This is a genomic window from Nesterenkonia sp. HG001 (genome assembly GCF_034438835.1).
GTDB lineage: Bacteria > Actinomycetota > Actinomycetes > Actinomycetales > Micrococcaceae > Nesterenkonia > Nesterenkonia xinjiangensis.
The window spans coordinates 61,653-86,576 of record NZ_JAOSZD010000009.1 but is presented as its reverse complement, the minus strand read 5'-3'; the positions used below and the strand labels follow the sequence as shown (position 1 = coordinate 86,576).

Here is a 24,924-nt window from a genome sequence, read left to right as displayed (position 1 = left end):
TGGTCAGCCCCAGTCCTCAGGCTCGGCGACGAGATCCTCCTCCACCAGCCAGTACTCGGCCGCCTCCTGCGGCCCGAGCCCGTCCTCCCCGTCGATGAGCTGACGCAGGGTCACCATCGCCTCGTCGTCCAGCCGCCGGGCGACCTCGTCGACGATGTCGGGCATGTCCTCGGCGATGCCGGGGACCACCACCGGCACGTACTGCTCCTCCCCGAAGGCCTGCTCGGCGTCGGTGAGCGCCACCAGGGCGTGCTCACGGATCCCAGGGTGGGAGTCGGTGATGATCGCCGCATCGATCTCCGCGGTGATCACCTGCTGCAGCAGCTCTCCCTCCGTGCCGGCGGTCACCTCTTCCGGCTCACAGTCATAGAGCTCCTCGAGCAGCGGCTCCGGATCCGGCAGGTCCTGGCGGATCCCGATGCGCAGCTCGTCGCAGGCCGCGGCGAAGGCCGGATCATCGGCCTCCGCGCTCAGGTCGATCTCGTGCAGCTCCGCGGTCACCGAGGTGATCACCAGAGCATTGGAGAGCACCGCGGCCGAGGGCTCCAGCAGCTGGGCCCCGGGCAGGTGGGTCTCGGCGGCGTCGACCAGCTCCTGAGCGGCCGGGCCGGGCTTGACGCCGTCGGCCTCCCCTTCGGCTCCGTCGTCGGCTCCGTCGTCGGCCGCGTCGTCCTCCAGCTGATCGACCAGCGGGAGGGTTCGGGCCAGGACCATGTCATAGCCCGGGTCCTCCTCCCCGGTGAGCGCGGAGGCGAGCGCTCCGACACCGCCGTCGTGGATCTCCACCACAGCAGGGGTCTCCCGGGAGTTCAGCGCCAGAGAATAGATGTGCGCCACCGCGCGGTCCAGCGCGTGGTCGGGGACGGCGATGGTCCAGGCCCGCTCGGCAGCCTCACCGGTGGGTTCCTCAGCGGGGGGCGGACCGGAGCATCCGGCCACCAGCGTGATCAGGGCCAGCAGGGTCGCCGCAGGCAGGGCGGAGCTGCGGACGGCCGGAGAAGTCATGGCTGCCATTGTAGGCAGGAGGTGCTCCCACGGCGCCGACGGTGCGCGTCATGATCCCAGAACACATAGGCTGGAGGTGATGACCAGTGATCCTGCCGATGTCGACGTGGAGCTGCCGGGCGCCGCTCCGCTGATCACCCGTCTGCAGTCCCTGCTGCACGGACCGCAGACCGTTGAGCCGCGCGCCGAGACCTCCCGCGGCTGGTTGGACCTCGCCTATGAGGCGGCCTACGGCGAGCGCTATGCCGCGGCCGCGGAGGCCGCACAGGCGGGCCTGGACGCCGCCGGAGGCGAGGACCCGGACAACCGGCTGATGCTGCTGCGGATCCTCTCGGGCGTGCATGAGATGCGCGGCGACACCGGGGCTTCCTCCCCCTACGTGAAGGAGCGGGTGGCGCTGCTGCGGCGACTCGGTCGCACCCGACAGGCCCGCATCGAGGAGGAGCTGGGGCCGATGCTCCTGCGCGAGCCCGACCACGTGGAGGGGGAGATCCTCGCCCGAGTGGCCGAACAGCTCCGCGATGAGGACGAGGCCGCCGGAGCACCCACCCTGGAGCTCGCCGACGTGCTCTCCTCCCAGGCGGTGCGGGTCCTGCACGACGAGGGACCTGAGGCCGCCCTGCCGGTGGTCGAGGAGGCCGTGGACATCCTCATCCGGCTGGACCGCCCCGAGGCGCTGGCCGGGGCACGGATGTTCCTCGCTCACACCTTGCTGCTCACCGGAGACTCATCCCGCGCACTGCAGGTCACCGATGACGTCATGGGAGCGCCGGCCAACCGGGCAGTGCGCGGGGCCATGTCGATGCTGCGCGCCACCATCCACCACCACGACGACAAGCCTCACGAGGCGATCACCGACGCGATCAGCTCCGTGGAGCTCTACGCCGCCTGCGGGGTGCGCAAGGGCGCGGCCTCCGCTGCCGCGCTTCTGGCGGGCCTGAGCTCCGCCGTCGACGAGGGCGAAGCCTCGGTGCTGGCCTGGAAGGTCGCCGTGCAGCAGGCGGAGCTGGGCGAGTTCCCCGAGTCTCGGATGCTCACTCTGGCCCTGGGTCAGCAGCTGCTCGAGCTGGAACGCTTCGACGAGGCGGAGAAGGTCCTCGACGCGCTCTCGGTCCGGCTGGCCAGCTCCGAGGAGGACATCGCAGTGCGGGCCCGATCTCTGATGGGTCTGGGCCACTCCGTCACCCAGCAGAAGCGTCCCCTGGAGGCCATGGCGCACTGGGAGGAGGCCGCTGAGCTGTTCCTCTCTGCCCAGGAGCTGGAGGAGTCCGCACGCGCACGCCTGGCCGCCGGCGCCCTGGCTGCCTCGCTGGAGCGGTTCGAGGCCGCCGAGACGCACCACCGGAAGGCCCTCGAGCTGGCACGCAGGGCCCAGGAGGACGATCCGGCGATCCTGGTCCAGGCACTGCACGCGTTGGGACACCTGCTGACCCGCACCGAGGACCCTGACGGCGTCGACCTCCTCCAGGAGGCGCTCAAGGTCGCCCAGGAGCATGGCACCGACTGGCAGGTGGCTGACATCACCGATTCCCTCGCCCGCGGCTATGTCTCGCTCGGGGAGGGATCCGCCGCCGTCGCCCGCGCCCTGGACGCCGCAGACCTGTTCCTGGCCGCCGGAGACGACCGTTCCGCCGGCGGTGCGGAGATCCTCGCCGGGAAGGTCCTCCTGGAGATGGGCCGCGCCGACGAGGCCGAGGCGATCCTGCGGATGGCCGTCGGTGACCGGCAGGCCGAGCACGATCTGGTCGCCGAGGCCCTGGAGGGCCGTATCGACGCGCTCATGCGCCAGGGCAAGGCCGACGAGGCCGCTGAGCTGCGCCGCGAGCTCACCCGGCTGAAACGACGGATGAAGCCGTGAGACGCTGGGCGGTCCGCACGCGCGTGCTGCTGTTCATGGTGTTCCTCACCGTGCTGACCCTCGTCCTCGCCGGCGCTGCCGCCTACCTGCTGCAGAGGGTGGAGCACTATCGGACCATGGACGACGCACTGGCCCGCACCGTCACCGAGTTCATCCAGCTCGGCGAAGACGGCAACGATCCGGAGACCGGGGAGCCCTGGAGCACCGCCGACCGGCTGATCCAGGTGGGCATGCAGCGCACCCTGCTGGCCGAGCACGAGTCCATGCTCGCCCTGCGTGACGGCACGGTGCGCTGGACTCCGAACGAGCAGCAGCCGGTCCGGCTCGAGGAGGACCCGGAGTTCGTCGACTGGGTGCTGGACCAGGAACCGATCACCGAGCACCGGATCCATACCGTGCAGACCGCGGCCTCGACCTACCGGGCCGTCGTCGTCCCGGTGATGATGGCCGAGGACGACTCCCCCACTCTGTTCGTGCTGGCCGTCGACGTCGAGGCCGGCATGGCCGCACTGAACCGCACCTTCCTCACCTACACCGCAGTGGGCCTGGGGGCGGTGGCCGTCACAGGCTTCCTCGGCTGGCTGATGGTGGGCCGGCTGCTGGAACCCATCCGACGGCTGCGGCAGACCGTCCGGTCCATCACCGAGACCGACATCTCACGGCGCATCGACGTCCACTCCCGGGACGACCTCGGCGAACTGACCGTCACCGTCAACGAGATGCTGGACCGCTTGGAGACCGCGGTGACCTCCCAGCGGCGGCTCCTCGACGACGTCGGCCACGAGCTGCGCACCCCCATCACCATCGTCCGCGGTCACCTGGAGCTGGTGGACCCGGAGGACCCCTCCGAGGTGATCGCTACCCGGGACCTCGCCGTCGACGAGCTGGACCGGATGAGCCGTCTGGTGGAAGACCTGGTCACCCTCGCCAAGTCCGACCAGATCGACTTCCTCACCCCGGCGGCCACCGACGTGGATCTGCTCACCGACCAGGTCTTCGAGAAGGCTGTGCAGCTGGGTGACCGGACCTGGCTGCGCGATGTCAGGGCCCAAGCGGTGCTGCCCCTGGACGCCCAGCGCATCACCCAGGCCTGGCTGCAGCTGGCGCACAACGCGGTGAAGTTCTCCGCCCCGGGCGCTGAGATCTCGTTGGGCTCCGCCCTGCGTGGCGATGCCCTGCACTTGTGGGTGCGCGATGCCGGGGCGGGAATCAGCCCGGAGGACCAGGAGAAGATCTTCCTCCGCTTCGCCCGGGGCACGAACTCCTCACGCGCTGAGGGCTCCGGCCTGGGCCTGACCATCGTGGACACCATCGCCCGGTTGCACGGAGGGCAGGTCCACGTGGAGTCTGCCGCCGGGCGGGGATCCACCTTCACCATCGTGCTGCCATTGCAGGAGCTCGAGGCACTGGACCAGCCGGGCCAGATAACAGGGATCATGCCAGGAGGAGAGAGATGAGCAGGATCCTCATCGTCGAGGACGAGGACCGGATCAGCGCCTTCGTGGCCAAAGGGCTCCAGGCAGCGGGCTTCGAGTCACAGATCGCGCGCAGCGGCACCGAAGCGATCGTCCAGCTCGCCAACGCTCACTTCGACCTCGTCATCCTCGATCTCGGGCTGCCGCAGATGAACGGCTTCGAGGTGCTGGAGAAGCTCCGCTCTGGGGGCAGCGCCGTGCCGGTCATCATCCTGACCGCCCGTTCCTCCGTGGAGGACACCGTCCAGGGGCTCTCCTCGGGAGCGCAGGACTACATGGCCAAGCCCTTCCGGGTGGAGGAGCTGGTGGCCCGGGTCCGGCTGCGGCTGCGGCCGGTCGCACAGACTGACGAGGCGGCCGCGGAGATCACCGAGCTGGAGCACGCCGGGCTGCGCCTGGACCTGCAGAGCCGGCAGGCCAGCGTGGAAGGCCGGGGCGTGGAGCTCTCCGCACGGGAGTTCGCCCTCGCGGAGGTGCTGCTGGACCACCCGCGGCAGGTCCTCTCTCGGGACCAGCTGCTGGACATGGTGTGGGAGTCGGGCCCGGAGACCAGCTCCAACGTGGTCGACGTCTACATCCGTTATCTGCGCACCAAGCTGGGCGCCGAACGCATCGTCACCGTACGTGGTGCGGGATATCGTCTGGCCACTGCGGAAGAGCTGGCCCGGGGCTGACGAAGCCCATCAGCGCTTCGGCGCAGGTCAGTCGGTGCTCGGCCTGGGCCTCCCAGCCGTCGCGCCGAGAGTCTCGAGCACCGGCCACCAGGGACAGCGCCACCGAGGCCGCCCGCAGCCGCAGTGCCTCGGGGTCCACCACCTGGGCGAAGGCTCGGGCGAAACGGGCCAGCGCCGCAGGGGCATGCACGTAGCGTGAGTCCACAGCCGGCAGCACGGCGACGTGGCCCAGGAAGCAGGCCAGATCGTCCACCCGATGTCCGGGGCCCAGCGAGTCGACGTCGAGCAGGCACGAGACCACGTCATGAGCCATGAGCACGTTGGCCTCATAGAAGTCCCCGTGGGTGGGCACCACCGGGCCGCGGTCGGTGCGCGGCAGCCCGGTCAGCACGGCGCGCTCCAGACGACGGATCCGGTCGGCGCAATGCGGCAGGGCGGAGACCGCCGCAGAGGCGTAGGCCGGCAGCCGGTCGGTCCAGGCGTCACGGGCCGGCAGGGTCATCACCGAGACCGGCATCGTGTCCAGCAGGCGCAGGAACTGGGCGGGGTCCACGGTGGCGCCGCCGTCGGCCAGCAGCTGCTCAGCCAGGGACTCGCCTGGGCCCTCCTGCAGCGCGACGACGTCGGCCACCGGCTCGCACACCGGCTGCGGGGCCGGGATCCCGGCCCCGAGCAGCATCCGATGGCGGGCGTCGAGGTCCCTGGCACGGCCGGCGCGGAGGACCTTCAGATACAGGCGCGTGCCGTCGTCGAAGTCTGCGGCGATCACCGCACGGCGCAGCGGCCGATAGCTGATGGTCTCCAGGCCCACAAGCCTGCGTCCCCTCCCCCACTGCGCCACTACGGAGGCCGGGTCGGTGGCCAGGCGCAGGCCGGGCAGCGAAGGGTCCAGCGGGTGCTGCCAGATCGCCAAGCGTCCATAAGGGCTGTGCGAGTAGATGATGCCGTCCGAGTCGGCCGGGACCGCCTCGGTGGTCATCCCCACGTAGAGCTCGTCGACGTGATCGGAGGTCTCGGTGTAGACGCCGGAGGGCCAGTTCCGGGGCATCACTGGTCGCGCAGTGGCCACCCGGTAGATGCCGGTGACCCCGGCGCCCGGCCGGTGCTGGAGGGACTCCAGGTGGATGGAGGTCGGGTAGACACCGGTGTGCTGGACGGCCACCGAGATCGGCGAGTGGGCGTCATAGGACTCCATGAACGCCAGCTGCTTGGCCTCCAGCTGGGCGGTGCCCGGCGAGGGCGCGGCCCGCGGGGCCTGCGGTGGAAGGTCGACGGCCATGGAGGTGGTCGCGGCTCAGGCCCGCCGGCGCTTCAGCACGGCGTCGAGGTCGAGAGACTGCTGGACGGCCGTCTGCGGACGGGCCGGGGTCGGCGGCGCCACGGCCGGGCCGGAGGCCGCACGGCCGATCTTCACATCTGCGGAAGGTTTGGGCGCCTCTGGGGTGATCGGCTCGGGCAGCGGACGCTCGGCCTTCTCCACCTCCAGATACTTCGGCTTGGGCAGCTCGCGCGGCTCCCAGGGCTCCGCCGGCGAGGCGGCGGCCGGGGCCGGCTGCTCCCCTGCCGGGAATGTCTCAGCGAGGTCGACCGGCAGTCCGTCGGCGTCGACCTCCTGCAGCGAGCGGGGCCCGCCGACTCCGCGCTCGTCGGAGCTCAACGCGTCGAACGGGCCCGTGCGGGCAGAGTGCTCGGTGACCGCGGCGGCGGTGCTGGGCACCGTCGGCCTGCGCAGTCCGGCCTCGTCCACATCAGGGTTCATGGCCTCCCGCAGCGCGGCATCCAGGCGACGACGACGGCGACGACGCCGACGGGAGGCGGCCATGGTGCGCAGCGTGGCCAGGCTGGCGAGGAAGACGGCGCCGGAGATCAGCGGCACAGTGACAGTGAGCGAGGTGGCGGCGGCCAGCACGCCGGTGACCGTCGCGGTCAGCAGCGCGAGCAGGCCCAGCAGCACCACCGAGGTCCTGCCCCAGTGGACGGTGAAACGGCTCGCAGGCTGGGCCGCGGGCGCTCCGGTCGTCGATGCGGCGCTGGCTCCGCCGCGTGAGGTGGTCGCAGACATGCTTGCCCTTCTTCGGGAGGTCTCCGAGGGTCGGCTCGGCAGTCGCTGGGCCCGGATGATCAGCGCCGCCAGGAAGAGCCCGGCGATCAGGGCGAACAGCACTGAAGAGTGGATGGGCAGACTGTGGATCACGTTGATGATCGCCATCTCGAGGCGACCGATGCCCAGCGTCACCGTGACTCCACCTGCCCTTCTTCAGCACCGTCATCTCCTGCGCACCGGGGGTTACGCCGATCATGAGGTACAGCTCCCCAGCGTAGCCGATCGGAGGCCCGGTTCCGGCGATACCCGCCCGGCGACGCGAGGCGTGTCACATCAGCCGGGCGAGCAGCCCCGGGCCCACTTCCTCCGAGGTCAGCGCGAAGCTCCGGTGGTCGGTCCATTCCCCGGCGATGTGCAGATACCTCCGGCGCAGCCCTTCGTCCCGGAAGCCGAGCTTCTCCACCACCCGCAGGCTCGGGGTGTTCTCCGGGCGGATGTTGATCTCCACCCGGTGCAGGCCCCGTTCGAAGAAGAGGTGGTCGCAGGCCAGCGCGACCGCCGAGGTCATCAGCCCACGGCCGGCATGGCCCTGATCCAACCAGTAGCCGATGGAGGTCGTGCGTGCCGAGCCGCCGATGATCGGCCCGACGGTCACCTGACCGACCATCTGGGGGGCGGTGCCGGTGTCGGTGCCGGTTCCGGTCTCGCGGAACCACAGCAGCCAGGGCAGGTGGGTTCCCGCCCGGGCGTGACGGGCCATGGTGCGGAGCATCTTCCGGACGCCGGCCTGAGTGGGCTGCGCGACCACGGGGCTCTCCGGCGTGGTGGCGTCCCAGGGGGCCAGCCAGTCCTGATTGGCCCGGCGAAGTGCCAGGTAGCCATGCTCGTCTCCGGGCGTGCACGGGCGCAGCCAGATCTGGCCTGCAGGGAGCTCCGCCGTCAGGGTCACCGGCCGTGCGGACGTTCGGAAGGGGTTGGGCGCCATGGTCAGTCCCGGGCCAGTGCGAATCGGAGGGTATCCAGGCCCAGCATCCCGAGCTGCAGGACCTCGGTGTGGAAGGCCCGCAGATCGAACTGAGCACCCTCGGCAGCCTCGCGCTCGGCACGCACCTGCTCGAAGACCCGCTGACCGACCTTGTAAGAGGGGGCCTGGCCGGGCCAACCGAGGTAGCGCACGAATTCGAAGTCCAGCTGCGCCTCGGAGATCGGCAGGTGCTCGCGCAGAAAGGCTCGCCCGGCCTCGGGCGTCCAGGTACCGCCGCCATGCTGCTGCGGGGCAGGCATGCGGCAGTGCACGCCGATGTCGAAGACCACCCGTGCCGCGCGCATGCGCTGCATGTCCAGCATGCCCATCGCGTCACCCGGGTCGGAGAGATGGCCCAGTTCGCCCATGAGCTCCTCAGCGTAGAGCGCCCAGCCCTCTGCGTATCCGGAGACGAAGCAGCCGTGGCGCCGCCAGGAGTTCAGCCGGTCCTTGACCAGGGTGGCGGTGGCGATCTGCAGATGATGGCCGGGCACGCCCTCGTGATAGACGGTGGTGGTCTCCGCCCAGGTGGTGAAGCTGGTGTCCTCCGGCGGCACGGACCACCACATGCGGCCCGGACGGCTGAAGTCATCGCTGGGGCCGGTGTAGTAGACCCCGCCGTCCTGGGTAGGGGCGATGCGACATTCCACCACGTCCATGGGCGCCGGGATGTCGAAGTGGGTGTCCTTCAGTGCGACGACGGCGGCGTCTGAGAGGCGCTGCATCCAGGCCTGCAGGGCCTCGGTGCCGTGCAGCTGGCGGGCGGGATCGGCGTCGAGGATCTGCTTGGCCTCGGCGATGCTTGCCCCGGGACGGATGCGCTCGGCGACCTTCTGCTGGGCGGCGACGAGCCGGGAGAGCTCCTCGAGCCCCCACTCGTAGGTCTCCTCCAGGTCCAGCACGGTGCCGGTGAACAGCTGAGAGGCCAGCCGGTAGTGCTCGGGGCCGACGGCGTCTTCCTCCGGAGCGTCGGGCAGCAGCCCGTCGACGAGTCGGGCAGCCAACTGCTGATAGCCGCCCGCCGCAGCTGCCACACCGTCGGTGACATGGGCGACGACGTCGTCGCCGAGACCGGCCTGCCGAGCGGCCTCGATCAGGGTGGACAGCGCACCGTCGGTGCGCGCGTAGTCACGGCACTGCTCGGCGACTGCGAGCACCTGCCGGCGGGCCGGGACGTGACCGAGGTTCTGGGAGTGGCGCAGCGACTCCCAGTGGCCCTCCAACGCACCGGGAAGATTGTGCAGCCGACCGGCGATGTGGGCGAAGTCTTCGGCCGAGGACTGCGGCATCAGCTCCAGGACCATCCGCACCTCTTGGGAGGGCGAGGCGAGATTGTTCAGCTCCGTGCGGCCGGTCTCGTGCAGGGCGATCTCCAGGCCGAGACGCTCGCGCATCGCGTGCACGGTCACCTCATCGGTGCGGTCCTGCGCGGTGAGTCCGTCCAGGCCGGCGAGCGCCCGCCGGTGCTCGGCGACGACCTCCTCACGGCCTGCCGGGGAGAGATCCGAGTATTCGGTCTCGGCGCCGGAACGGCCCAGCATGGTGGCCTCTTCGGGGCTGATCGCCAGAAGCCTCTCGAAGTGTTCCTCAGCGTGGGCGTCGACGGCGGTGGGTGCGCGGGAGGTCATCCCCACATGCTAGCCGCGTGCAGGTCAGCGCGGACTGCGGTGCACGGCCCACCCGATCTAGAGGTGCACGTGCAGGCGGCGCGCCGCCTCGGCCAGCGACCCGGACAGCGAGGGATACACGGTGAAGGTGGCGGCGACGTCGTCGACGTGGATCTTCTGGGTGACCGCCAGCGCGAGCGGGAAGATCAGCTCCGAGGCCCGCGGAGCGACGACCACGGCGCCGATGACGGTCCCCGAGCCTTTGCGCGAGAAGATCTTGACGAAACCGTCCTTGACGTTGGTCATCTTGGCCCGCGGATTGGTGGCCAGGTCCAGCTTGACGACGTCGGCCTGGTACTTGCCGGAGTCGACCTGCTCCTGGGTGACGCCGACGGTCGCGATCTCCGGGGAGGTGAACACGTTGGAGGCCACCTGGTGCAGCTTGAGCGGCTTCACTGCGTCTCCCCGCATGTGGGAGACGGCCACGCGACCCTGCATGGCGGCCACGGAGGCCAGCGGCATCATGCCGGTGCAGTCACCGGCGGCGTAGATGTTGTTCGCCGTGGTGCGCGAGACGTGATCCACCAGGATGTGCCCCGACTCGGCGATCTCCACGCCGCATTCCTGGAGCCCGATGTTCTCGGTGTTCGGGATGCCTCCGACGGCCATCAGGCAGTGTGTGCCCTCCAGGACGCTGCCGTCGGTGAGGGTCACCCGCACGCCGTCGGTGGTGCGCTCCACCGCCTCGGCGCGGCTCCGGGAGGCGACCTTGACCCCGACCCGGGCGAAGGAGTTCTCCAGGACACGGGCGGCATCTGCATCCTCGCCTGGCAGCACCCGGTCACGCGAGGAGACGAGGGTGACCCCGGCGCCGAGGCGCCGGTAGGCGGATGCGAACTCCGCTCCGGTGACTCCGGAGCCGACCACGATCATGTGCTCCGGCACCTCGGTGAGGTTGTAGGCCTGGGTCCAGTTCAGGATGCGCTCACCGTCGGGCACGGCCGAGGCCAGCTCGCGGGGGTGGGCGCCGGTCGCGACGATGAGGGCGTCGGCCTCGACCAGCTGCGTCTCTCCGCCGGGAGTGGTGACCTCGATGTGGTGGGGCGGCACGAGCCGCCCCCGGCCCTGGATGATGGTGACGCCGATGGCCTCCAGGGACGCGTGGATGTCCCGGGACTGGTCGTGGGCCAGCTTCAGCAGCCGCTCGTTGACCTTGGAGATGTCGGCCCAGGCCTCGGTCTCATAGGCGTCGCTGCTGTGCTCGCCGAAGCGCACCCCGAAGGCGGTGGAGGCATTGACCCGCCGCATGGCGTCGGCGGTGGCGATCAGCGTCTTGGACGGCACGACGTCGGTCAGCACGGCGGAGCCGCCGAGGCCCTTGTCCTCCACGATGGTGACGTCGGCGCCCGCGTCGGCGGCGACGAGGGCTGCCTCATAACCGCCCGGGCCGCCACCCAGGATCGCGACACGGTCAGGGGCGAAATGCTTGCGGAGGTCAGATGAAGTCACGGGGACCATTGTGCCGACTAGGCGGCGCTTTTTCCTAGCGGACCTTCCGGACCGGGCGTGGCCTCCTCCAACAGCCGGGTCCGCAGAAGCGCGACCCCCGGCCCCTCCAGCTCGTCGAGCGCGACGGCGCGACCGGTCACCCCCAGCGCGAGTGCTTCCAACATGCCACGCACCGGGGCCCCGACCCCTGCCTGCCAGCCGGCGTCGACGGCGATCAGCTCCAGCCCCGCGATCCGACCCGGCGGGACGAGGCCAGGGATGACGGCAGGGCCCGCCAGATGGTCCATCAACACCTCCCAGTGCCGAGCCGGGACATCAGCCTCGAGCCGCAGCGGCCTGGCGATGTCGCGCAGGTGGATGCAGGAGTCGGAAAATGGCCCCATCGGACCCACTCGCGGCGGGTCAAGGCGATCATCGCTGTGCCGCCGCAGCGCAGCGGTCAGCTCCTCGCGCGGTCGACGAGCCAGCCGACGGGTGATCGCATCGACGGTGCGAGCAGTGTTCCCGCGGTGCCGCAGTGCAGCAAGCAAGAAATGCGGGAACCCCACCACCATGGGCTGGACGAGATGAGCGGCCATGTGGTGGACCGTCCACCCGGTGCAGAGGGTCTCGGTCCGCCACTGGGTGTCGTCGAGGGATTCGAGAAGCTCCGCCAGGCGCAGGCGGTTCACAGTGGTCAGCTCCCAGATCGCCTCGTCACTGACTCGCCTGTCTTCAGTCATGACCGCAATGGTATGGCTGTTCTCCGCGGCTCAGCCAGGGACCGCGTCCGGCTGGCCGGACGCGGTCTCCCGCACACACCCGCACGCAGGTAGATTGGGGCAGATGAGTGAGAACACGCAGCATGTGGCCCCTGAGCCCGCACTGACCCCCACGAACGACCCCACCGCCCCGGCCAACAAGCTGGCCGAGGGGGCCGCCCGGGTGCTTCTGGAGCGCACCGGCGTCGAATCCTTCGACCTGGCCTGCACCCTGGGCTCAGGGTGGGGCGAGGCCGCCGGACAGCTGGGCGAGGTCATCGCTGAGGTCAGCGCCGATGACGTCCCCGGATTCCACGTCTCAGGGGTCTCCGGGCACACCGGCACGCTGCGGGCGATCCGCACCGCGCAGGACCGCACCATCCTGGTGGTCGGGGCCCGCACCCACTACTACGAGGGACGCGGCGTCGACGCCGTCGCCCACGGGGTCCGCACCGCGGCCGCCGCCGGTGCGAAGACGATGGTGCTCACCAACGGATGCGGCGGGCTGAACCCGGACTGGGTGCCCGGCACGCCCGTGCTGATCAAGGACCACATCAACCTCACCGGGACCTCCCCGCTGCGCGGGGCGCATTTCGTGGACATGACGGATCTCTACTCGCCGCGCCTCCGAGGCATCGCCCGGCAGATCGATCCGGAGCTGCCGGAAGGCGTCTATGCGCAGTTCCCCGGCCCGCACTACGAGACGCCCGCAGAGGTCCGCCACGCAGGCATCATCGGGGCGGACCTGGTCGGAATGTCCACCGCACTGGAGTCCATCGCCGCACGCGCCGCCGGGATGGAGGTCTTCGGCATCTCCCTGGTGACCAATCTGGCCGCAGGCATCTCCCCGGTGCCGCTGAGCCACCAGGAGGTGCTCGACGCAGGCCAGGAGGCCGCACCGCGGATCGCCTCCCTGCTGGCTCGCATCATCGCCCGAGCCCTGGAGGACTGAGCCCAGGCTCCCGCTCACGGCTGCGCCCGACTAGGCTGTGACCCACCGTCTGCCACACCGTATGAGCCCGCGACCGAGGAGTTGAGACGCGTGTCGGAGAACACGAACGTCACCGTCCAGGACGAGCTGCTGAGCACCGTCCGCCGCTGGATCCAGCTGGACCCGGATCCCGTCACGCGCCGCGAGCTGGAGGCCCTGCTCGCCCGCGCCACGGAGAGCTCTGAGGCCGCTGAGCAGCTCGACCGGCTCTTCGCAGGGCGTTTGGCCTTCGGCACGGCCGGGCTGCGTGCCGAGCTGGGTCCCGGGCCGCTGCGGATGAACCGTCTGGTTGTCCAGCAGACCGCCGCCGGCCTGCTGCGCTACGCCGAGGAGAAGCTGGCCGCCGTCGATGGAACCGCCGGAGGCGCCCGGCGCATCGTCATCGGTTTCGACGCCCGCCACCAGTCCGACGAGTTCGCCGCCGAGACGGCACGGCTCTTCGCCGACGCGGGCTGGGAGGTCCACATCTTCGACCGGCCCGGCCCCACGCCCCTGCTGGCCCGGCAGGTGCTGGTCCGTGAAGCCTCGGTGGGCGTGATGGTCACCGCCAGTCACAACCCGCCTCGGGACAACGGCTACAAGGTCTACCTCGGAGGGACGCTCTCACGCCTGCTGGAGCCCCACGGCCGAGGCGCCGGCGCGCAGATCACCGCGCCGGTGGACCGAGAGATCGCCACGACCATCGAGGCAGTGGTCGCCGAGGAGTTCGCCTCCTCGACCGAGACCCCTCCGGGTGAGGCCCCGGACGTGCCGTCCGGAGCTCTGGCCATCGACGACGACGCCCGTGCCTCCTACCGGGAGGAGGCCCTGGAGCTCCTGGACCCGGAGGGCTTCCCGCACCGGGACCTGACCATCATCTACACCGCCATGCACGGCGTCGGCGGGGAGATGGTCACCGAGCTGCTCGCCAAGGGCGGCTTCTCCCGGGTGGTGCCGGTGACTGAGCAGTTCGCCCCGGACCCGGACTTCCCCACCGCCGACTTCCCCAATCCGGAGGAGCCCGGCGCTCTGGACTTGGGGCTGCAGGCCGCCCAGGAGCATGACGCGGACCTGCTCCTGGCCAACGACCCCGACGCGGACCGGCTCTCCGCCGCCGTCTACGACCCGGCCAGGACGCAGTGGCGGCAGCTCTCCGGCGATGAGATGGGCGCCCTGCTCGGCGCCCATCTGCTGCGCCGCGGCCCGTTGCGCCCTCGCGAGGACGGATCCCCGGTGGTGATGGCCAACTCGATCGTCTCCTCCCGGCTCCTCGAGCGGCTCTGCGAGATCCGCGGCGTCGGCCACGCCGCCACGCTGACCGGATTCAAGTGGCTCGCCCGGGTGGAGGCCATGAGCTTCGGCTACGAGGAGGCCATCGGCTTCAACGTGGACCCCACCATGGTCAAGGACAAGGACGGAGTCTCGACCGCCCTGATCTTCGCCGAGCTCGTCGCTGACCTCAAGGCCGCCGGCAAGACGGCGATCGACGCGCTCGACGAGATCGCCGCCGAGGCCGGCGTCTTCATCACCGGGCAGGTCACCATCAAGGTCGACGATCTCAGCCAGCTGGGGCAGATCACCTCCGGGCTTCGTGCCGAACCTCCGACGGAGATCGCCGGCTCCGCCGTCGTCGAGTCCCTGGACCTGACGAAGGACCCGTTGCCCGGTGCCGAGGTGAACGAGGCGACCATCACCGATGCGCTGATCTACCTCACCGAGCAGGGCGACCGCGTCATCGTCCGGCCCTCCGGCACCGAGCCCAAGGTCAAGTGCTATCTGGAGGCTGTGGCCGACACCCCCGGCCTCGACGCTTCCGCCGACGCCATCGCCGAGGCCCGGCAGCGTGCCGCCGACCGCCTCGCTGAGCTCCATGAGAGCATGGAGCGGCTCCTCGGCTGACCCTGCCGACGAGCTCTCGACCACCCCGGCGACACCCCGCAGGAGAGACCCATGAGCACGACACCCGACGGCGCACCCGCCCCTGCCCCCCGCGAGATGGCGGGCCTGATCGATCACACGGCCCTGAAGCCAGACACCGACGAGGCGACTGTGCGCCGCGTCGTCTCCGAAGCCCGCGAGCACGGGTTCGCCGCCGTCTGCGTGAACCCCCGCTGGGTGCCGCTGGTGGTCGCCGAGCTCACCGGCTCCACGGTGAAGACCTGCACGGTGGTCGGCTTCCCGCTGGGCGCGAGCACCACCGCCTCGAAGGTCGCCGAGACCCAGGAGGCGGTCGCCGCCGGCGCCCAGGAGATCGACATGGTCGTCGACATCGCCGACGCCCTCGCCGGGGACAGCGCGGCCGTGGAGACCCAGATCCGCGTCCTCGCCGAGGCCGCGCACACCGAGGGCGCGATCCTGAAGGTCATCCTGGAGACCGCGCTGCTCAGCGAGGACGCCAAGGAGCTGGTCTGCCGGGCCTCCGAGGCTGCCGGCGCCGACTTCGTGAAGACCTCCACCGGTTTCGCCGGCGGCGGCGCCACGGTGGAGGACATCGCCCTGATGCACCGCCTGGTGGGAGGCAGGCTGGGAATCAAGGCCTCCGGCGGGGTGCGCAGCTATGCCGACGCCGTCGCGATGGTGTCCGCCGGGGCAACACGCATCGGCGCGAGCTCCTCTCTTGATATCGTGGGAGCAGACGAGACGACATCCGCTCCAGGCGCCGCAGACGACTACTGAGCAGCGGACCGAGCACACTTCCTCAGGGGGACCACATGATCAGCAACGGCCAGGTCAAGGCCTTCTCCGGCCAGGGAAACCTCGTCGGAAACCTCATCGCATTCATCTTCGTGTTCGGCCTGCTCATCGGCTCCGTGGTGGCCATCGGGTTCTGGTCTCTGGAGAACGCCTGGATCCCCGGGCTGGCCTTCATGGCCCTGTGGACCCTGGCCTTCTTCGTGGCCCAGGAGGTCGTGGGACGCTCGGACTCCCTGGAGCAGCAGGACCTCCACGGTGAGCACGGTGAGCCGCTGGACGCCATGGCCTCCCGCGCCGCCGAGTCCCAGGCTCCCATCCACGAGCCGAAGGCCCACTGAGCTCGTCCCCTGCGCTGAGAGCCCACTGAGACCCTGACGCCGCTCAACCCCGACCCCGCTCCCCCCGACTCCGCCTCCGGCCGGAACATCGGGGTGGACCTGCTGCGGGTCATCTCGGTGGCCGCCGTCGTCATCGGTCACGCATACCCGGCGATGCCCGGCGAGGAGTACCTGCAGATCTGGCGGATGCCGCTGTTCTTCTTCCTCGCCGGGTTCTTCTTCTCGACCTCCAGGACGTTCAGCGGAGAGTTCGCCGTCCGATGGAGGACCCTGGCCACCCCCTACATCAGCTGGTTCCTGATCCTGCTGGTCGCCGTCTGGGCCATGGAGCACACCCCTTGGCCCTTCGATGAGCACGTCATCTCCGGCGCCCTGGCCGGCGGCGCCTCCACCGACATGCCGTTTCTGGCGTTCTGGTTCATCTCGGTGATGTACTTCGCCGCGCTGCTGCTACGCATCTTGGTCAGCCTGCCGTGGTGGGTGGGCGTCGTCGTCGCGCTGGTGGGCCTCACCCTGGCGGAGATCCCAGAGTCCCGCATGGCCTATACGGTGCTCGGCATCGGCCTGGTGCCGGCCTGTGTGACCTACATGTTCGCCGGGTACTGGTTCCGCCGGCACTTCTGGCGGATCCCCAGGCCGGTGCCGGTGGGCCTGGTGTGCCTCGTCCTCGGATTCGGCGCCGTGGCGATGGGCGCGGAGACCATGAACATGAAGTGGTCCGGATTCGGCACCTATCTGCTCTCCCCCGCCCTGGCGATCATCATCTGCTGCGGAATGGTGCTGCTCTTCTCCACCCGCATCGACGCCGTCCTGCGTCGCTCCGCACCTGTGGTGACGGTGCTCTCCGAGCTGGTGCGCACCGGAACCCTGGTGGTCTTCGCCCACGCGCTGGTGCTCTATCTGGCCCTGCGCTGGCTGGACATCGAGGAGCCCCTTACGCGCACCCTGCTGGCCCTTCTCCTGTGCTGGGGCCTCGGCGTGCTGGTCAACCGGACGCCGGCGTCGCCGTACCTGACAGGGCTGCCGGCGCGAAGATCGCCTCGAACACCTGCGCGAGCCACTCCAGCAGCGCCCCGTCCGTGAGGTCCTGCCCGCCGATGCGGGAGGTCGCCGGACGTGGGATGAGCACGGCGCTGATCGAGGATTTGATCTGTGAGCCCGGGTACATCCGTTCCAGGCGCATCTGCCGCGACTCCGGCAGCTCCTGGACCGGGCCGAATCGGATGAACTTGCCCTGCACCCCGATGTCGGACAGTCCCACGGAGCGGGCGCGGTTGCGCAGCCGAGCGACCTCCACCAGGTTCTGCACCGCCTCGGGCAGCTCCCCGTAGCGGTCCTGCCATTCGGTGACGACCTCGGTGATCTTCTCCTCGGTGTCTGCGGCGGCCATCTTGCGGTAGCCCTCCAGGCGCAGCCGTTCCCCGGGCACGTACTCCGCGGGCAGATGCGCGTTGATCGGCAGCTCGATCTTGACCTCGACGATCTTCTCCTCGGAGTCACCGCGATAATCGGCCACCGCCTCACCCACCAGGCGCAGGTAGAGGTCGAAGCCGACCCCGGCGATGTGGCCGGACTGCTCGCCGCCGAGCAGGTTCCCCGCCCCTCGGATCTCCAGGTCCTTCATGGCCAGCTGCAGGCCGGCGCCGAGCTCGTTGTTCGCAGCGACCGCCTTCAGCCGCTCCAGGGCCACCTCCCCCAGCGGCTTCTCCGCGGGGTAGAGGAAGTAGGCGTAGGCCCGCTCCCGGGACCGGCCCACCCGGCCGCGCAGCTGGTGCAGCTGGGAGAGCCCGTAAGTGGAGGCCCGGTCCACGATCAGCGTGTTCGCGTTGGAGATGTCCAGGCCGGTCTCGATGATCGTGGTGGAGACCAGCACGTCGAACCTCTTCTCCCAGAAGTCCTGGATGATCTGCTCCAGGCGCGCCTCGCTCATCTGCCCGTGGGCCACCTCGACCCGGGCCTCGGGGACCAGTTCACGGACCTTCGCCGCCGTGGCCTCGATGGAGGAGACCCGGTTGTGCACCACGAACACCTGGCCCTCACGCATGAGCTCACGGCGGATGGCGGCGGAGACCTGCTTGTCGGTGAACGGCCCCACATAGGTCAAAACAGGGTGCCGCTCCTCCGGCGGTGTGGCCAGGGTGGAGGTCTCACGGATTCCCGCCATGGACATCTCCAGGGTGCGCGGGATCGGCGTGGCCGACATCGCCAGGACATCGACATCGGTGCGCAGCTTCTTCAGCGCCTCCTTGTGCTCGACGCCGAAGCGCTGCTCCTCGTCGATGATCACCAGACCCAGGTCCTTGAACTGGACCTCCCGGGAGAGCAGCCGGTGGGTGCCGATGACGACGTCGATGCTCCCGTCGGCCAGCCCGGAGATGACGTCCCGGGACTGCTTGGGAGTCTGGAACCGGGACAGTGCCCGCACGGTCACCGGGAATCCGGCGAAACGCTCGGTGAAGGTCTCCAGGTGCTGTGAGGCCAGCAGCGTGGTCGGAACCAGCACTCCGACCTGTTTGCCGTCCTGGACGGCTTTGAACGCCGCACGCACGGCGATCTCGGTCTTCCCGTAGCCGACGTCGCCGGAGATCAGCCGGTCCATGGGCACCTCACGCTCCATGTCCCGCTTGACCTCCTCCATGGTGGTGAGCTGATCCGGGGTCTCCGGATGCGGGAAGGCGTCCTCCAGCTCGGCCTGCCAGGGGGTGTCCGGGTTGAACGCGTGCCCGCGGGAAGCCATCCGTGCGGCATAGAGCCGGATCAGCTCACCGGCGATCTCCTTGACCGCCTTCTTGGCCCTGCTCTTGGTCTGCGCCCAGTCGCTGCCACCCATCTTGGACAGACTCGGCGCATCCCCGCCCACGTACTGGGAGACCTGGTCCAGCTGATCGGTGGGGACCATCAGTCGGTCCTTCGGGCCGCCCCGCTTGGACGGTGCGTACTCGAGCACCAGATACTCGCGGATCCCGGCGGTGCCGGCTCGGACCGCCTGAGGAGACCCGACAGGACGCTGCATCAGCTCCACGAACTGGCCGATGCCGTGCTGCTCGTGGACGACGTGATCGCCCTTCTTCAGCGCCAGCGGGTCCACCGCGTTGCGCCGACGACGTGCCGGCATACGGCGCCCGCCGGTGGATCCGGAGCGCATCGAGCGGCCCAGCATCTCCGACTCGGTGAGCAGCGCCAACTGCAGGGCATCCACGGCGAAGCCCTGCGAGACCTCCGCGGTGGTGACCGTGATCCTGCCGGGCGCGGGGGCGTCGTCGAGGGTCTCGACGAGTTCAGCAGGCACATCGTGTTCCTTGAGCAGCTCGACCACGCGCTGCGCGGAACCATGCCCCGCGGTGGTGACCACCACCGACCAGCGGTTCCGGGCGCGCTCGGCCAAGAACTGCATGACCTCATCCACGCTGCCGCGGTAGCCGATGGGCTCCCGGGAGTCGAGGGAGACGATGTCCGCGTCCTGCTCGAGCTCCTCGTCGAGGCCCAGGGAGGTGATGGACCACCACCCGGCTCCGTGCTCCAGGGAGGCGTCCCGCGTCTCAGCGAGGGTGGCGAAGGAGCCGGCGGCCAAGCCCTCCTCCTCGGCGGCGGTGATGTCCAACGGCGCGGACCCGCCGTCCGGTGCTGCGGCCCAGGCCGCGGCGAGGAACTCCTCGTTGGTGGCAGCCAGATCGAGAGCCCGGCCGCGAGTCCGTTCTGGTTCGATCACCAGGGTCAGGGAGCCGGCGGGCAGCTGGCTGACCAGCGGCACCATCTCCTCGACCAGCACCGGAGCCAGAGACTCCATGCCTTCGGCGGCTATGCCGTCAGCGATCTTGGTCAGCAGGTCCTGGGCGTGCGGCATCTGCGGCAGCAGCTCCTTGGCCCGGGCTCTGACGGCGTCGCTGATGAGCAGCTCGCGGCAGGGCGCGGCGTCGAGCACCGTGGGGTGCTCATCATCGTCGAGGGAGCGCTGGTCGGCCACGGAGAAGTGGCGCATCTGCTCGACCTCGTCACCGAAGAACTCCACCCGCACCGGGTGGGACTCGGTGGGCGGAAAGACGTCCAGGATTCCGCCCCGCACCGCGAACTCACCACGGCGGGTGACCATGTCCACCCTGGAGTAGGCGGCGTCGGCCAACGCGGCGACGACCTCGTCGAAATCGCGCTCATGCCCGGTCTCCAGGCGGACCGGAGCGAGGTTCCCCAGACCGGCCACCAACGGCTGGACCACGGCACGGACCGGCGCGACGACGACGTCGAGCCTCCCGGCGTCCTCCGGGTGGGCGAGCCGACGCAGCACACCCAGACGCCGCCCCACCGTGTCCGAGCGCGGAGAGAGCCGCTCGTGGGGCAGGGTCTCCCAGGAGGGGAAATGGGCGACCTGGATGCCCGGCGCATAGCTGCGCAGCGAGGTGGCGAGGTCATCAGCCTCGCGGTCCGTGGCGGTGACGGCCAGCAGCACGCCGGTGCCCTCGGCGCTGCGCAGCCGGGAGGTGATCTCGGCGACCAGGGCGGGGCGCAGCCCTGTGGTGGCCGCGATCTGCAGCTCCTCGGTGCGTTCGGACGCCGGATGCGAGGCCGCGGCGGCGACCCGCCCGTAGGGGGAGCTTGCCGCCAGTGCCGTGCGCAGACCGGACAGAGCCATGGGGTGGGACGCCTCGCTTCGTGACAGTTCAGGTGTTCGGTGCCGGGGATTCAGGGCCGAGCGGCCTCCCACAGGATACTGCGCATCCGACGCCCCAAGCATCCGCGTCCGCTCTCAGCGGCTCAGGCTGACCTCTTCAACCGTGGCGACCCGAGCGCTGTGTGCTCCCTGCCCCAGCTGGGTCGGATCCACCTGGCCGGCCACGAGGGCCGCGAGCGCCAGCCCGAAGCCGCTCAGCTGCCACCAGGTGAAGGCCTCTCCGAGCAGAACCGCGCCCAGCAGCGCCGCCACCAGCGGGGAGAGCAGCCCGAGCAGGGCGGTGGCGGTCACCGGCAGCCGCCGCAGAGAGCCCGTAGGCCAGCAGGCCGCCCACCAGCCCCAGCCAGGCATATCCGAGGACGGCGCCGACGTCGATGCCCGCGGGGACTCCCTCCAGGGCGAGCGCGGGCACCAGAAGCACCAACCCTCCGGCGGTCAGCTGCCAGCCCGCATAGCCCACGGGTCCCACGCCCTCCGGCCGGCCCCACCGCTTCGTGAGGATGACGCCGGTGGCCATGCACAGCGCCCCACCCAGGCCTGCGGCGACCTCGACGCCGTCCAACGCGGCGGCCGGGCCGAGCACCACCATCCCGACCCCGAGGACGCCGACCATCCCCCACAGCAGCCGCCAGCGGCACAGCCGCTCGGAGAGCACGAGGACGGTGAGCACGGTCACCAGCAGCGGCTGGACCGCCCCCAGGGTGGCGGCCGCGCCACCGGGGAGCCGCTCGGCGGCGAGGAACAGCAGAGGGAAGAACGCCCCGATGTTCAGCATGCCCAGCACCAGCGCCTTCCACCACCAGTGGCCGCGCGGCAGCCGTCGGGCGATCAGCAGGGCCAGCAGGCCGGCCGGAAGGGCTCGCAGGAGCCCCGCGACGAGCGGACTGTCAGCGGGGAGCAGCTGGGTGGTGACGATGAAGGTGGTGCCCCAGGCGGCCGGGGCCAGAGCGGTGAGCACGGTGACGCGCGCGAGATCGGTCATGTCTTCAGGTTCCGCTGATCACCATCAATGAGTCCAACACATCCTTGTCATCGCATCGATCGTGATTCACGATTTATCTATGGATCTCCAGCAGATGCGCTACGTCCTCGCGGTCGCCGAGCACGGCAGCTTCACCCGGGCCGCCCGACGATGCTTCGTGGTGCAGTCCGCGCTCAGCCACCAGATCGCCGTGCTGGAACGGGAGCTCGGGCTGAGACTCTTCGCCCGCTCCAGCCGTCGGGTGGAGCTCACCGCCGCCGGTCAGGCCTTCCTTCCCGCAGCCCGTCAGGCGCTCGAGGCCGCCGATCGGGCGGCCGCCCAGGCCGCAGCCGCCGCCGGAGAGGTCCGCGGCACCGTGCGCATCGGCATCATCCCTACGGTGACCGCCGTGGACCTGCCGGTGCTGCTGCGCCGTTTCCATGAGGCGCACCCTCAGGTGGCCGTGAGCCTGCGGGTGGCGCGCAGCGATGAGACCGTCGCCGACATCCGTGCGGGCCGGCTCGACGTCGGGATCCTGGGACTTCCCGCCGGGCAGACCCCCGTCGGGGTGAGCTCACGGATGCTCGCGCAGGATCGGCATGTGGCCGTGATCGCCTCTGATCATCGACTCGCGGGCAGGAAGCGGGTCCGCCTGGCGGAGCTGGCCGAGGAGTCCTTCGCAGACTTCCCCGCGGACTCTCCTGGCCGCGCGCAGACCGATCTGGCCTTCGCCGAGGCAGGGCTGGTCCGGGAGGTGGCCTACGAATCGACCACTGCGGACCTGATTGTGGGGCTGGTGCGACAGGGGCTCGCCGTCGCGCTGCTGCCGTCGGCGCTGCGGCGCGAGTTCTCCGGACTGCACATCCTGGCGGTGACCGCCGGGCCCACCCGCACCGAGCATCTGGCCTGGGACGGGTTCAACACCTCCCCGGCGGCCGCCGCACTGCTGGAGCTGCTCGAGGCCTGACGGGGCGGCGCGGGCAGGGTCAATCGGAGAGCCGCTGCCGGCGACCGTGACGCAGCCCGACCTCGTAGCCCACCAGGGCGATGATCCACAGGGCCGTCACCGGGAGCACGAACCACATCATCGCCACGCTGAACGGCCCCAGCGCGGCGTGATGGGCGGCTGCCATGACGAGGTAGGCCACGTAGGAGGCGTAGAGGGCCACCAGCAGCGCCCCCTCCCACCGCCCGATGGACTGGCCGGTGAAGGCCAGCGGCAGCAGCACCAGGGCGGTGGCCAGCATGACCGGCAGATCGAAGTGGATCGCCGCCGGGTCGATGGCGATGCCCTGCGGTGCGATCACCGCGGTCACTCCGATGACGGCTCCGATGTTGAAGATGTTGGAGCCCACCAGATTGCCCACCGCCATCTCCCGGTCGCCGCGCAGGGCGGCGATGATGCTGGTCGCCAGCTCCGGCAGCGAGGTGCCGATGGCGACCACCGTCAGACCGATGATCAGCTCTGAGACACCGAACGCCTCGGCGATGTCCGTGGCGCCGGAGACCAGCATTCGGGCGCCTCCCACCAACAGCGCCACTCCGACGGCGACCAGCACCACATCTGTCAGCACCGAGCGCAGCGTGGTGGCCCGCAGCGCGCGCACCAGCTCACCTGGCCCGCCGTCGTCGTCCTCACCATCCTCGGCGGCGACGTCGACCTGTGGCGCCGCACCGTGGACCTGCTGCCGGCGGGCATAGAGCAGCAGCGCGACGAGATACACCACCAGCAGCACCAGGAGCAGTACCCCGTCCCCGGTGGAGAAGCCGCCGTCGAGGGCCAGCACGAGCAGCAGCACGGAGAAGCCGATCATCACCGGGATGTCCGCGCGGATGAGCTGCAGCCGCACCGCCAGGGTCCCGAAGATGGCCGTCAGTCCCAGGACGAAGAGGATGTTGGCGATGTTGCTGCCCACCACGTTGCCCACCGCCAGACCCGGAGATCCAGACAGCGCCGCGCCGGTGGAGACGGCGAGCTCGGGGCTCGATGTGGCGAAGGAGACGATGGTGAGTCCCACGACCAGCGAGGACAGGCCGGCGGTGCGTCCCAGGGACCCGGCGCCGCGGACGAGCGCTTCACCACCGACGACGAGCAGGACGAACCCGCCGAGCAGCAGAAGGATGCTGAGGATTGTCACAGCACCAGAGTACTCAGGTGCTGGCCGGTTCAGGCCGCATCCGCCGCCGCGTCGTCGGTGTGACCTCTCGGCGCGTGAGACCTTGCGCCGACGGAATTCCCCCGCCAGACTCTGCGTGGACCCAGCTAGACGCCTCCACAGGCAGGAGTGGCACGACGATGACTGTGCCCCAACTGGTCGGCATGCTCATCGCCGGGCTCTCCGGCCTCGCGATCGCTGCCATCGGAGCCATCTATCTCGTGGCTCCCCGGAGGGCAGCGACCGGCTTCGGACTGCCGTCGCTGCCCCAGGAATCTGCCACGCCGTGGTTGCAGCTGAAGGGCCTCCGCGACCTCGCCACCGGAGTGGTGGCAGGAGTCCTCCTGCTCACCGCCCCCATACCCACTCTGGGGTGGGCGTTGCTCGCCTTCACACTCATACCGGCGGGAGATGCGCTCGTCGTGCTCCGCTCCGGCGGGCGACGCGGGATGGCGTGGGGCGTCCACGGTGGGACAGCCAGCCTCATGACGGTGGGAGCTGTGCTGCTCCTAGCCGGCTGATCTGTGCCTCTGCCCAGGGCAGAAACCCTGGGCGACGCCGTCAGGGGCGGTCTACTGTGGGCCCATGAGCGAGAGGGCGTGGGACCAGACGACGTCGGGCCAGGCCCCGTGGCGGCAGCACCGCTGTGGCACCCATGGTCGGCAGGAGCCGCTGTGGCGTGAAGTGCTGGGGGCGCGGCTGCGCCGCCTGCGCAAGCACCAGGGGCTGACGCTGCACGAGCTCGCCGCCGAGGCAGGGATCTCCCCGCAGTACCTCTCCGAGATCGAGCGCGGTCGCAAGGAGCCCTCTTCTGAGATGATCGCCGCCGTCTCCGGCGCTCTGGGGATCGGGCTGGTGGATCTCACCGCCGAGGTGGCGGACGAGCTGCGTCGCGACACCCTCTCCTTCATCGGCTTCTCCCCCGCCACGGACTTCGCAACGGCCCCGGGGCACCCCGGGGCCGACGTCGGCCCGGCCCCGGTGGTGAGCCTGAGCGCTGTGGCCTGAGCGGCCGGGCCCGAGAGTCCGGACGGTCGACGAGGGCACGAACACGTGACTGCTCCATGGGTTCCTCGGGGCCGGGCCGCGGAATTGAAACCTTTCACCTGGTCAGAAATCCTGTTACGGTGCAGCGCATCATGTGATGTAGACCACATGCTGAGAGCCTGCAGATCTGTCTGGATGTTTTCGCCGTCGAAGAAT

Annotated in this window: 20 protein-coding genes and 1 pseudogene; 11 read left to right on the top strand and 10 right to left on the bottom strand. The window is 70.2% G+C overall.

Going from position 1 to position 24,924, the window contains the following annotated elements:
- Positions 1 to 3: 3 nt before the first annotated feature.
- Positions 4 to 1,005, bottom strand: coding sequence for a glycine betaine ABC transporter substrate-binding protein (locus tag ODE13_RS14330; protein ID WP_322479862.1), 1,002 nt, complete (start codon positions 1,003 to 1,005; stop codon positions 4 to 6).
- 79 nt (positions 1,006 to 1,084) lie between these two features.
- On the opposite strand from ODE13_RS14330, the gene ODE13_RS14325 reads away from it, so the two are divergent.
- Genes ODE13_RS14325 through ODE13_RS14315 form a run of 3 tightly spaced genes read left to right on the top strand, consistent with a single transcriptional unit; the run spans position 1,085 to position 5,012 of the window.
- The gene (locus ODE13_RS14325; RefSeq protein ID WP_322479861.1) at positions 1,085 to 2,863 is read left to right on the top strand and encodes a tetratricopeptide repeat protein; all 1,779 of its coding nucleotides are present in this window, start codon (positions 1,085 to 1,087) and stop codon (positions 2,861 to 2,863) included.
- A complete protein-coding gene (locus ODE13_RS14320) occupies positions 2,860 to 4,320 on the top strand; it encodes a HAMP domain-containing sensor histidine kinase (protein WP_322479860.1) in 1,461 nt (486 codons plus the stop codon). Before ODE13_RS14325 ends, ODE13_RS14320 begins: the two co-directional genes overlap by 4 nt.
- The gene (locus ODE13_RS14315) at positions 4,317 to 5,012 is read left to right on the top strand and encodes a response regulator transcription factor (protein ID WP_179540442.1); all 696 of its coding nucleotides are present in this window, start codon (positions 4,317 to 4,319) and stop codon (positions 5,010 to 5,012) included. The genes ODE13_RS14320 and ODE13_RS14315 overlap by 4 nt, the downstream gene beginning before the upstream one ends.
- Here the strand turns inward: ODE13_RS14315 and ODE13_RS14310 are convergent.
- From ODE13_RS14310 to ODE13_RS14285, 6 genes are all read right to left on the bottom strand, one after another.
- The gene (locus ODE13_RS14310; RefSeq protein WP_322479859.1) at positions 4,954 to 6,291 is read right to left on the bottom strand and encodes an aminoglycoside phosphotransferase family protein; all 1,338 of its coding nucleotides are present in this window, start codon (positions 6,289 to 6,291) and stop codon (positions 4,954 to 4,956) included. The genes ODE13_RS14315 and ODE13_RS14310 overlap by 59 nt on opposite strands.
- Positions 6,292 to 6,306: 15 nt before the next feature.
- Entirely contained in the window at positions 6,307 to 7,248 is a 942-nt protein-coding gene (locus ODE13_RS14305; RefSeq protein WP_322479858.1) for a hypothetical protein, read from the bottom strand.
- A gap of 136 nt (positions 7,249 to 7,384) precedes the next feature.
- Positions 7,385 to 8,041 carry a GNAT family protein gene (locus ODE13_RS14300; protein WP_322479857.1) on the bottom strand — a complete coding sequence of 219 codons (657 nt, stop codon included), beginning with the start codon at positions 8,039 to 8,041 and terminating at the stop codon, positions 7,385 to 7,387.
- Positions 8,042 to 8,043: 2 nt separating this feature from the next.
- Positions 8,044 to 9,708: a DUF885 domain-containing protein gene (locus tag ODE13_RS14295; protein ID WP_322479856.1), complete on the bottom strand. Its 1,665-nt coding sequence runs from the start codon at positions 9,706 to 9,708 to the stop codon at positions 8,044 to 8,046.
- A gap of 57 nt (positions 9,709 to 9,765) precedes the next feature.
- Positions 9,766 to 11,205, bottom strand: coding sequence for an NAD(P)H-quinone dehydrogenase (locus ODE13_RS14290; protein WP_322479855.1), 1,440 nt, complete (start codon positions 11,203 to 11,205; stop codon positions 9,766 to 9,768).
- Between the two features lie 8 nt (positions 11,206 to 11,213).
- Positions 11,214 to 11,918 (bottom strand): maleylpyruvate isomerase family mycothiol-dependent enzyme, encoded by a 705-nt coding sequence (locus tag ODE13_RS14285; protein WP_322479854.1) that lies wholly within the window; start codon positions 11,916 to 11,918, stop codon positions 11,214 to 11,216.
- Positions 11,919 to 12,021: 103 nt separating this feature from the next.
- On the opposite strand from ODE13_RS14285, the gene ODE13_RS14280 reads away from it, so the two are divergent.
- The 5 genes from ODE13_RS14280 (at position 12,022) to ODE13_RS14260 (ending at position 17,021) form a co-directional block, all read left to right on the top strand.
- On the top strand, positions 12,022 to 12,888 hold the full coding sequence (locus ODE13_RS14280) for a purine-nucleoside phosphorylase (RefSeq protein WP_322479853.1): 867 nt from the start codon (positions 12,022 to 12,024) through the stop codon (positions 12,886 to 12,888).
- Between the two features lie 90 nt (positions 12,889 to 12,978).
- Positions 12,979 to 14,805, top strand: a complete 1,827-nt coding sequence (locus ODE13_RS14275; protein ID WP_322479852.1) for a phospho-sugar mutase — start codon at positions 12,979 to 12,981, stop codon at positions 14,803 to 14,805.
- Positions 14,806 to 14,856: 51 nt separating this feature from the next.
- Positions 14,857 to 15,582 carry a deoxyribose-phosphate aldolase gene (gene deoC, locus ODE13_RS14270; RefSeq protein ID WP_322479851.1) on the top strand — a complete coding sequence of 242 codons (726 nt, stop codon included), beginning with the start codon at positions 14,857 to 14,859 and terminating at the stop codon, positions 15,580 to 15,582.
- A gap of 35 nt (positions 15,583 to 15,617) precedes the next feature.
- Complete coding sequence (locus tag ODE13_RS14265; RefSeq protein WP_179540451.1) at positions 15,618 to 15,938, top strand: hypothetical protein; 321 nt, start codon at positions 15,618 to 15,620, stop codon at positions 15,936 to 15,938.
- Between the two features lie 93 nt (positions 15,939 to 16,031).
- Positions 16,032 to 17,021 (top strand): acyltransferase family protein, encoded by a 990-nt coding sequence (locus ODE13_RS14260; RefSeq protein ID WP_322479850.1) that lies wholly within the window; start codon positions 16,032 to 16,034, stop codon positions 17,019 to 17,021.
- Here ODE13_RS14260 and mfd read toward each other — a convergent pair.
- Together mfd and ODE13_RS16955 are read right to left on the bottom strand one after the other, a co-directional pair.
- Positions 16,924 to 20,565, bottom strand: coding sequence for a transcription-repair coupling factor (gene mfd / locus ODE13_RS14255; RefSeq protein WP_322479849.1), 3,642 nt, complete (start codon positions 20,563 to 20,565; stop codon positions 16,924 to 16,926). The two genes, ODE13_RS14260 and mfd, sit on opposite strands and share 98 nt — an antisense overlap.
- Before the next feature lie 114 nt (positions 20,566 to 20,679).
- Positions 20,680 to 21,586: pseudogene (locus ODE13_RS16955) on the bottom strand (EamA family transporter).
- Between the two features lie 79 nt (positions 21,587 to 21,665).
- Between ODE13_RS16955 and ODE13_RS14240 the strand changes: the two are divergent.
- Positions 21,666 to 22,532, top strand: a complete 867-nt coding sequence (locus ODE13_RS14240) for a LysR family transcriptional regulator (RefSeq protein WP_322479848.1) — start codon at positions 21,666 to 21,668, stop codon at positions 22,530 to 22,532.
- A 19-nt stretch (positions 22,533 to 22,551) separates the two neighbouring features.
- Here the strand turns inward: ODE13_RS14240 and ODE13_RS14235 are convergent, their stop codons facing one another.
- On the bottom strand, positions 22,552 to 23,703 hold the full coding sequence (locus tag ODE13_RS14235) for a calcium/sodium antiporter (protein ID WP_322479847.1): 1,152 nt from the start codon (positions 23,701 to 23,703) through the stop codon (positions 22,552 to 22,554).
- 158 nt (positions 23,704 to 23,861) lie between these two features.
- Between ODE13_RS14235 and ODE13_RS14230 the strand changes: the two genes are divergently transcribed.
- Together ODE13_RS14230 and ODE13_RS14225 are read left to right on the top strand one after the other, a co-directional pair.
- Positions 23,862 to 24,242 carry a DUF4267 domain-containing protein gene (locus ODE13_RS14230; RefSeq protein WP_322479846.1) on the top strand — a complete coding sequence of 127 codons (381 nt, stop codon included), beginning with the start codon at positions 23,862 to 23,864 and terminating at the stop codon, positions 24,240 to 24,242.
- Positions 24,243 to 24,306: 64 nt separating this feature from the next.
- The gene (locus ODE13_RS14225; RefSeq protein ID WP_322479845.1) at positions 24,307 to 24,729 is read left to right on the top strand and encodes a helix-turn-helix transcriptional regulator; all 423 of its coding nucleotides are present in this window, start codon (positions 24,307 to 24,309) and stop codon (positions 24,727 to 24,729) included.
- The last annotated feature ends 195 nt before the right edge of the window (positions 24,730 to 24,924 follow it).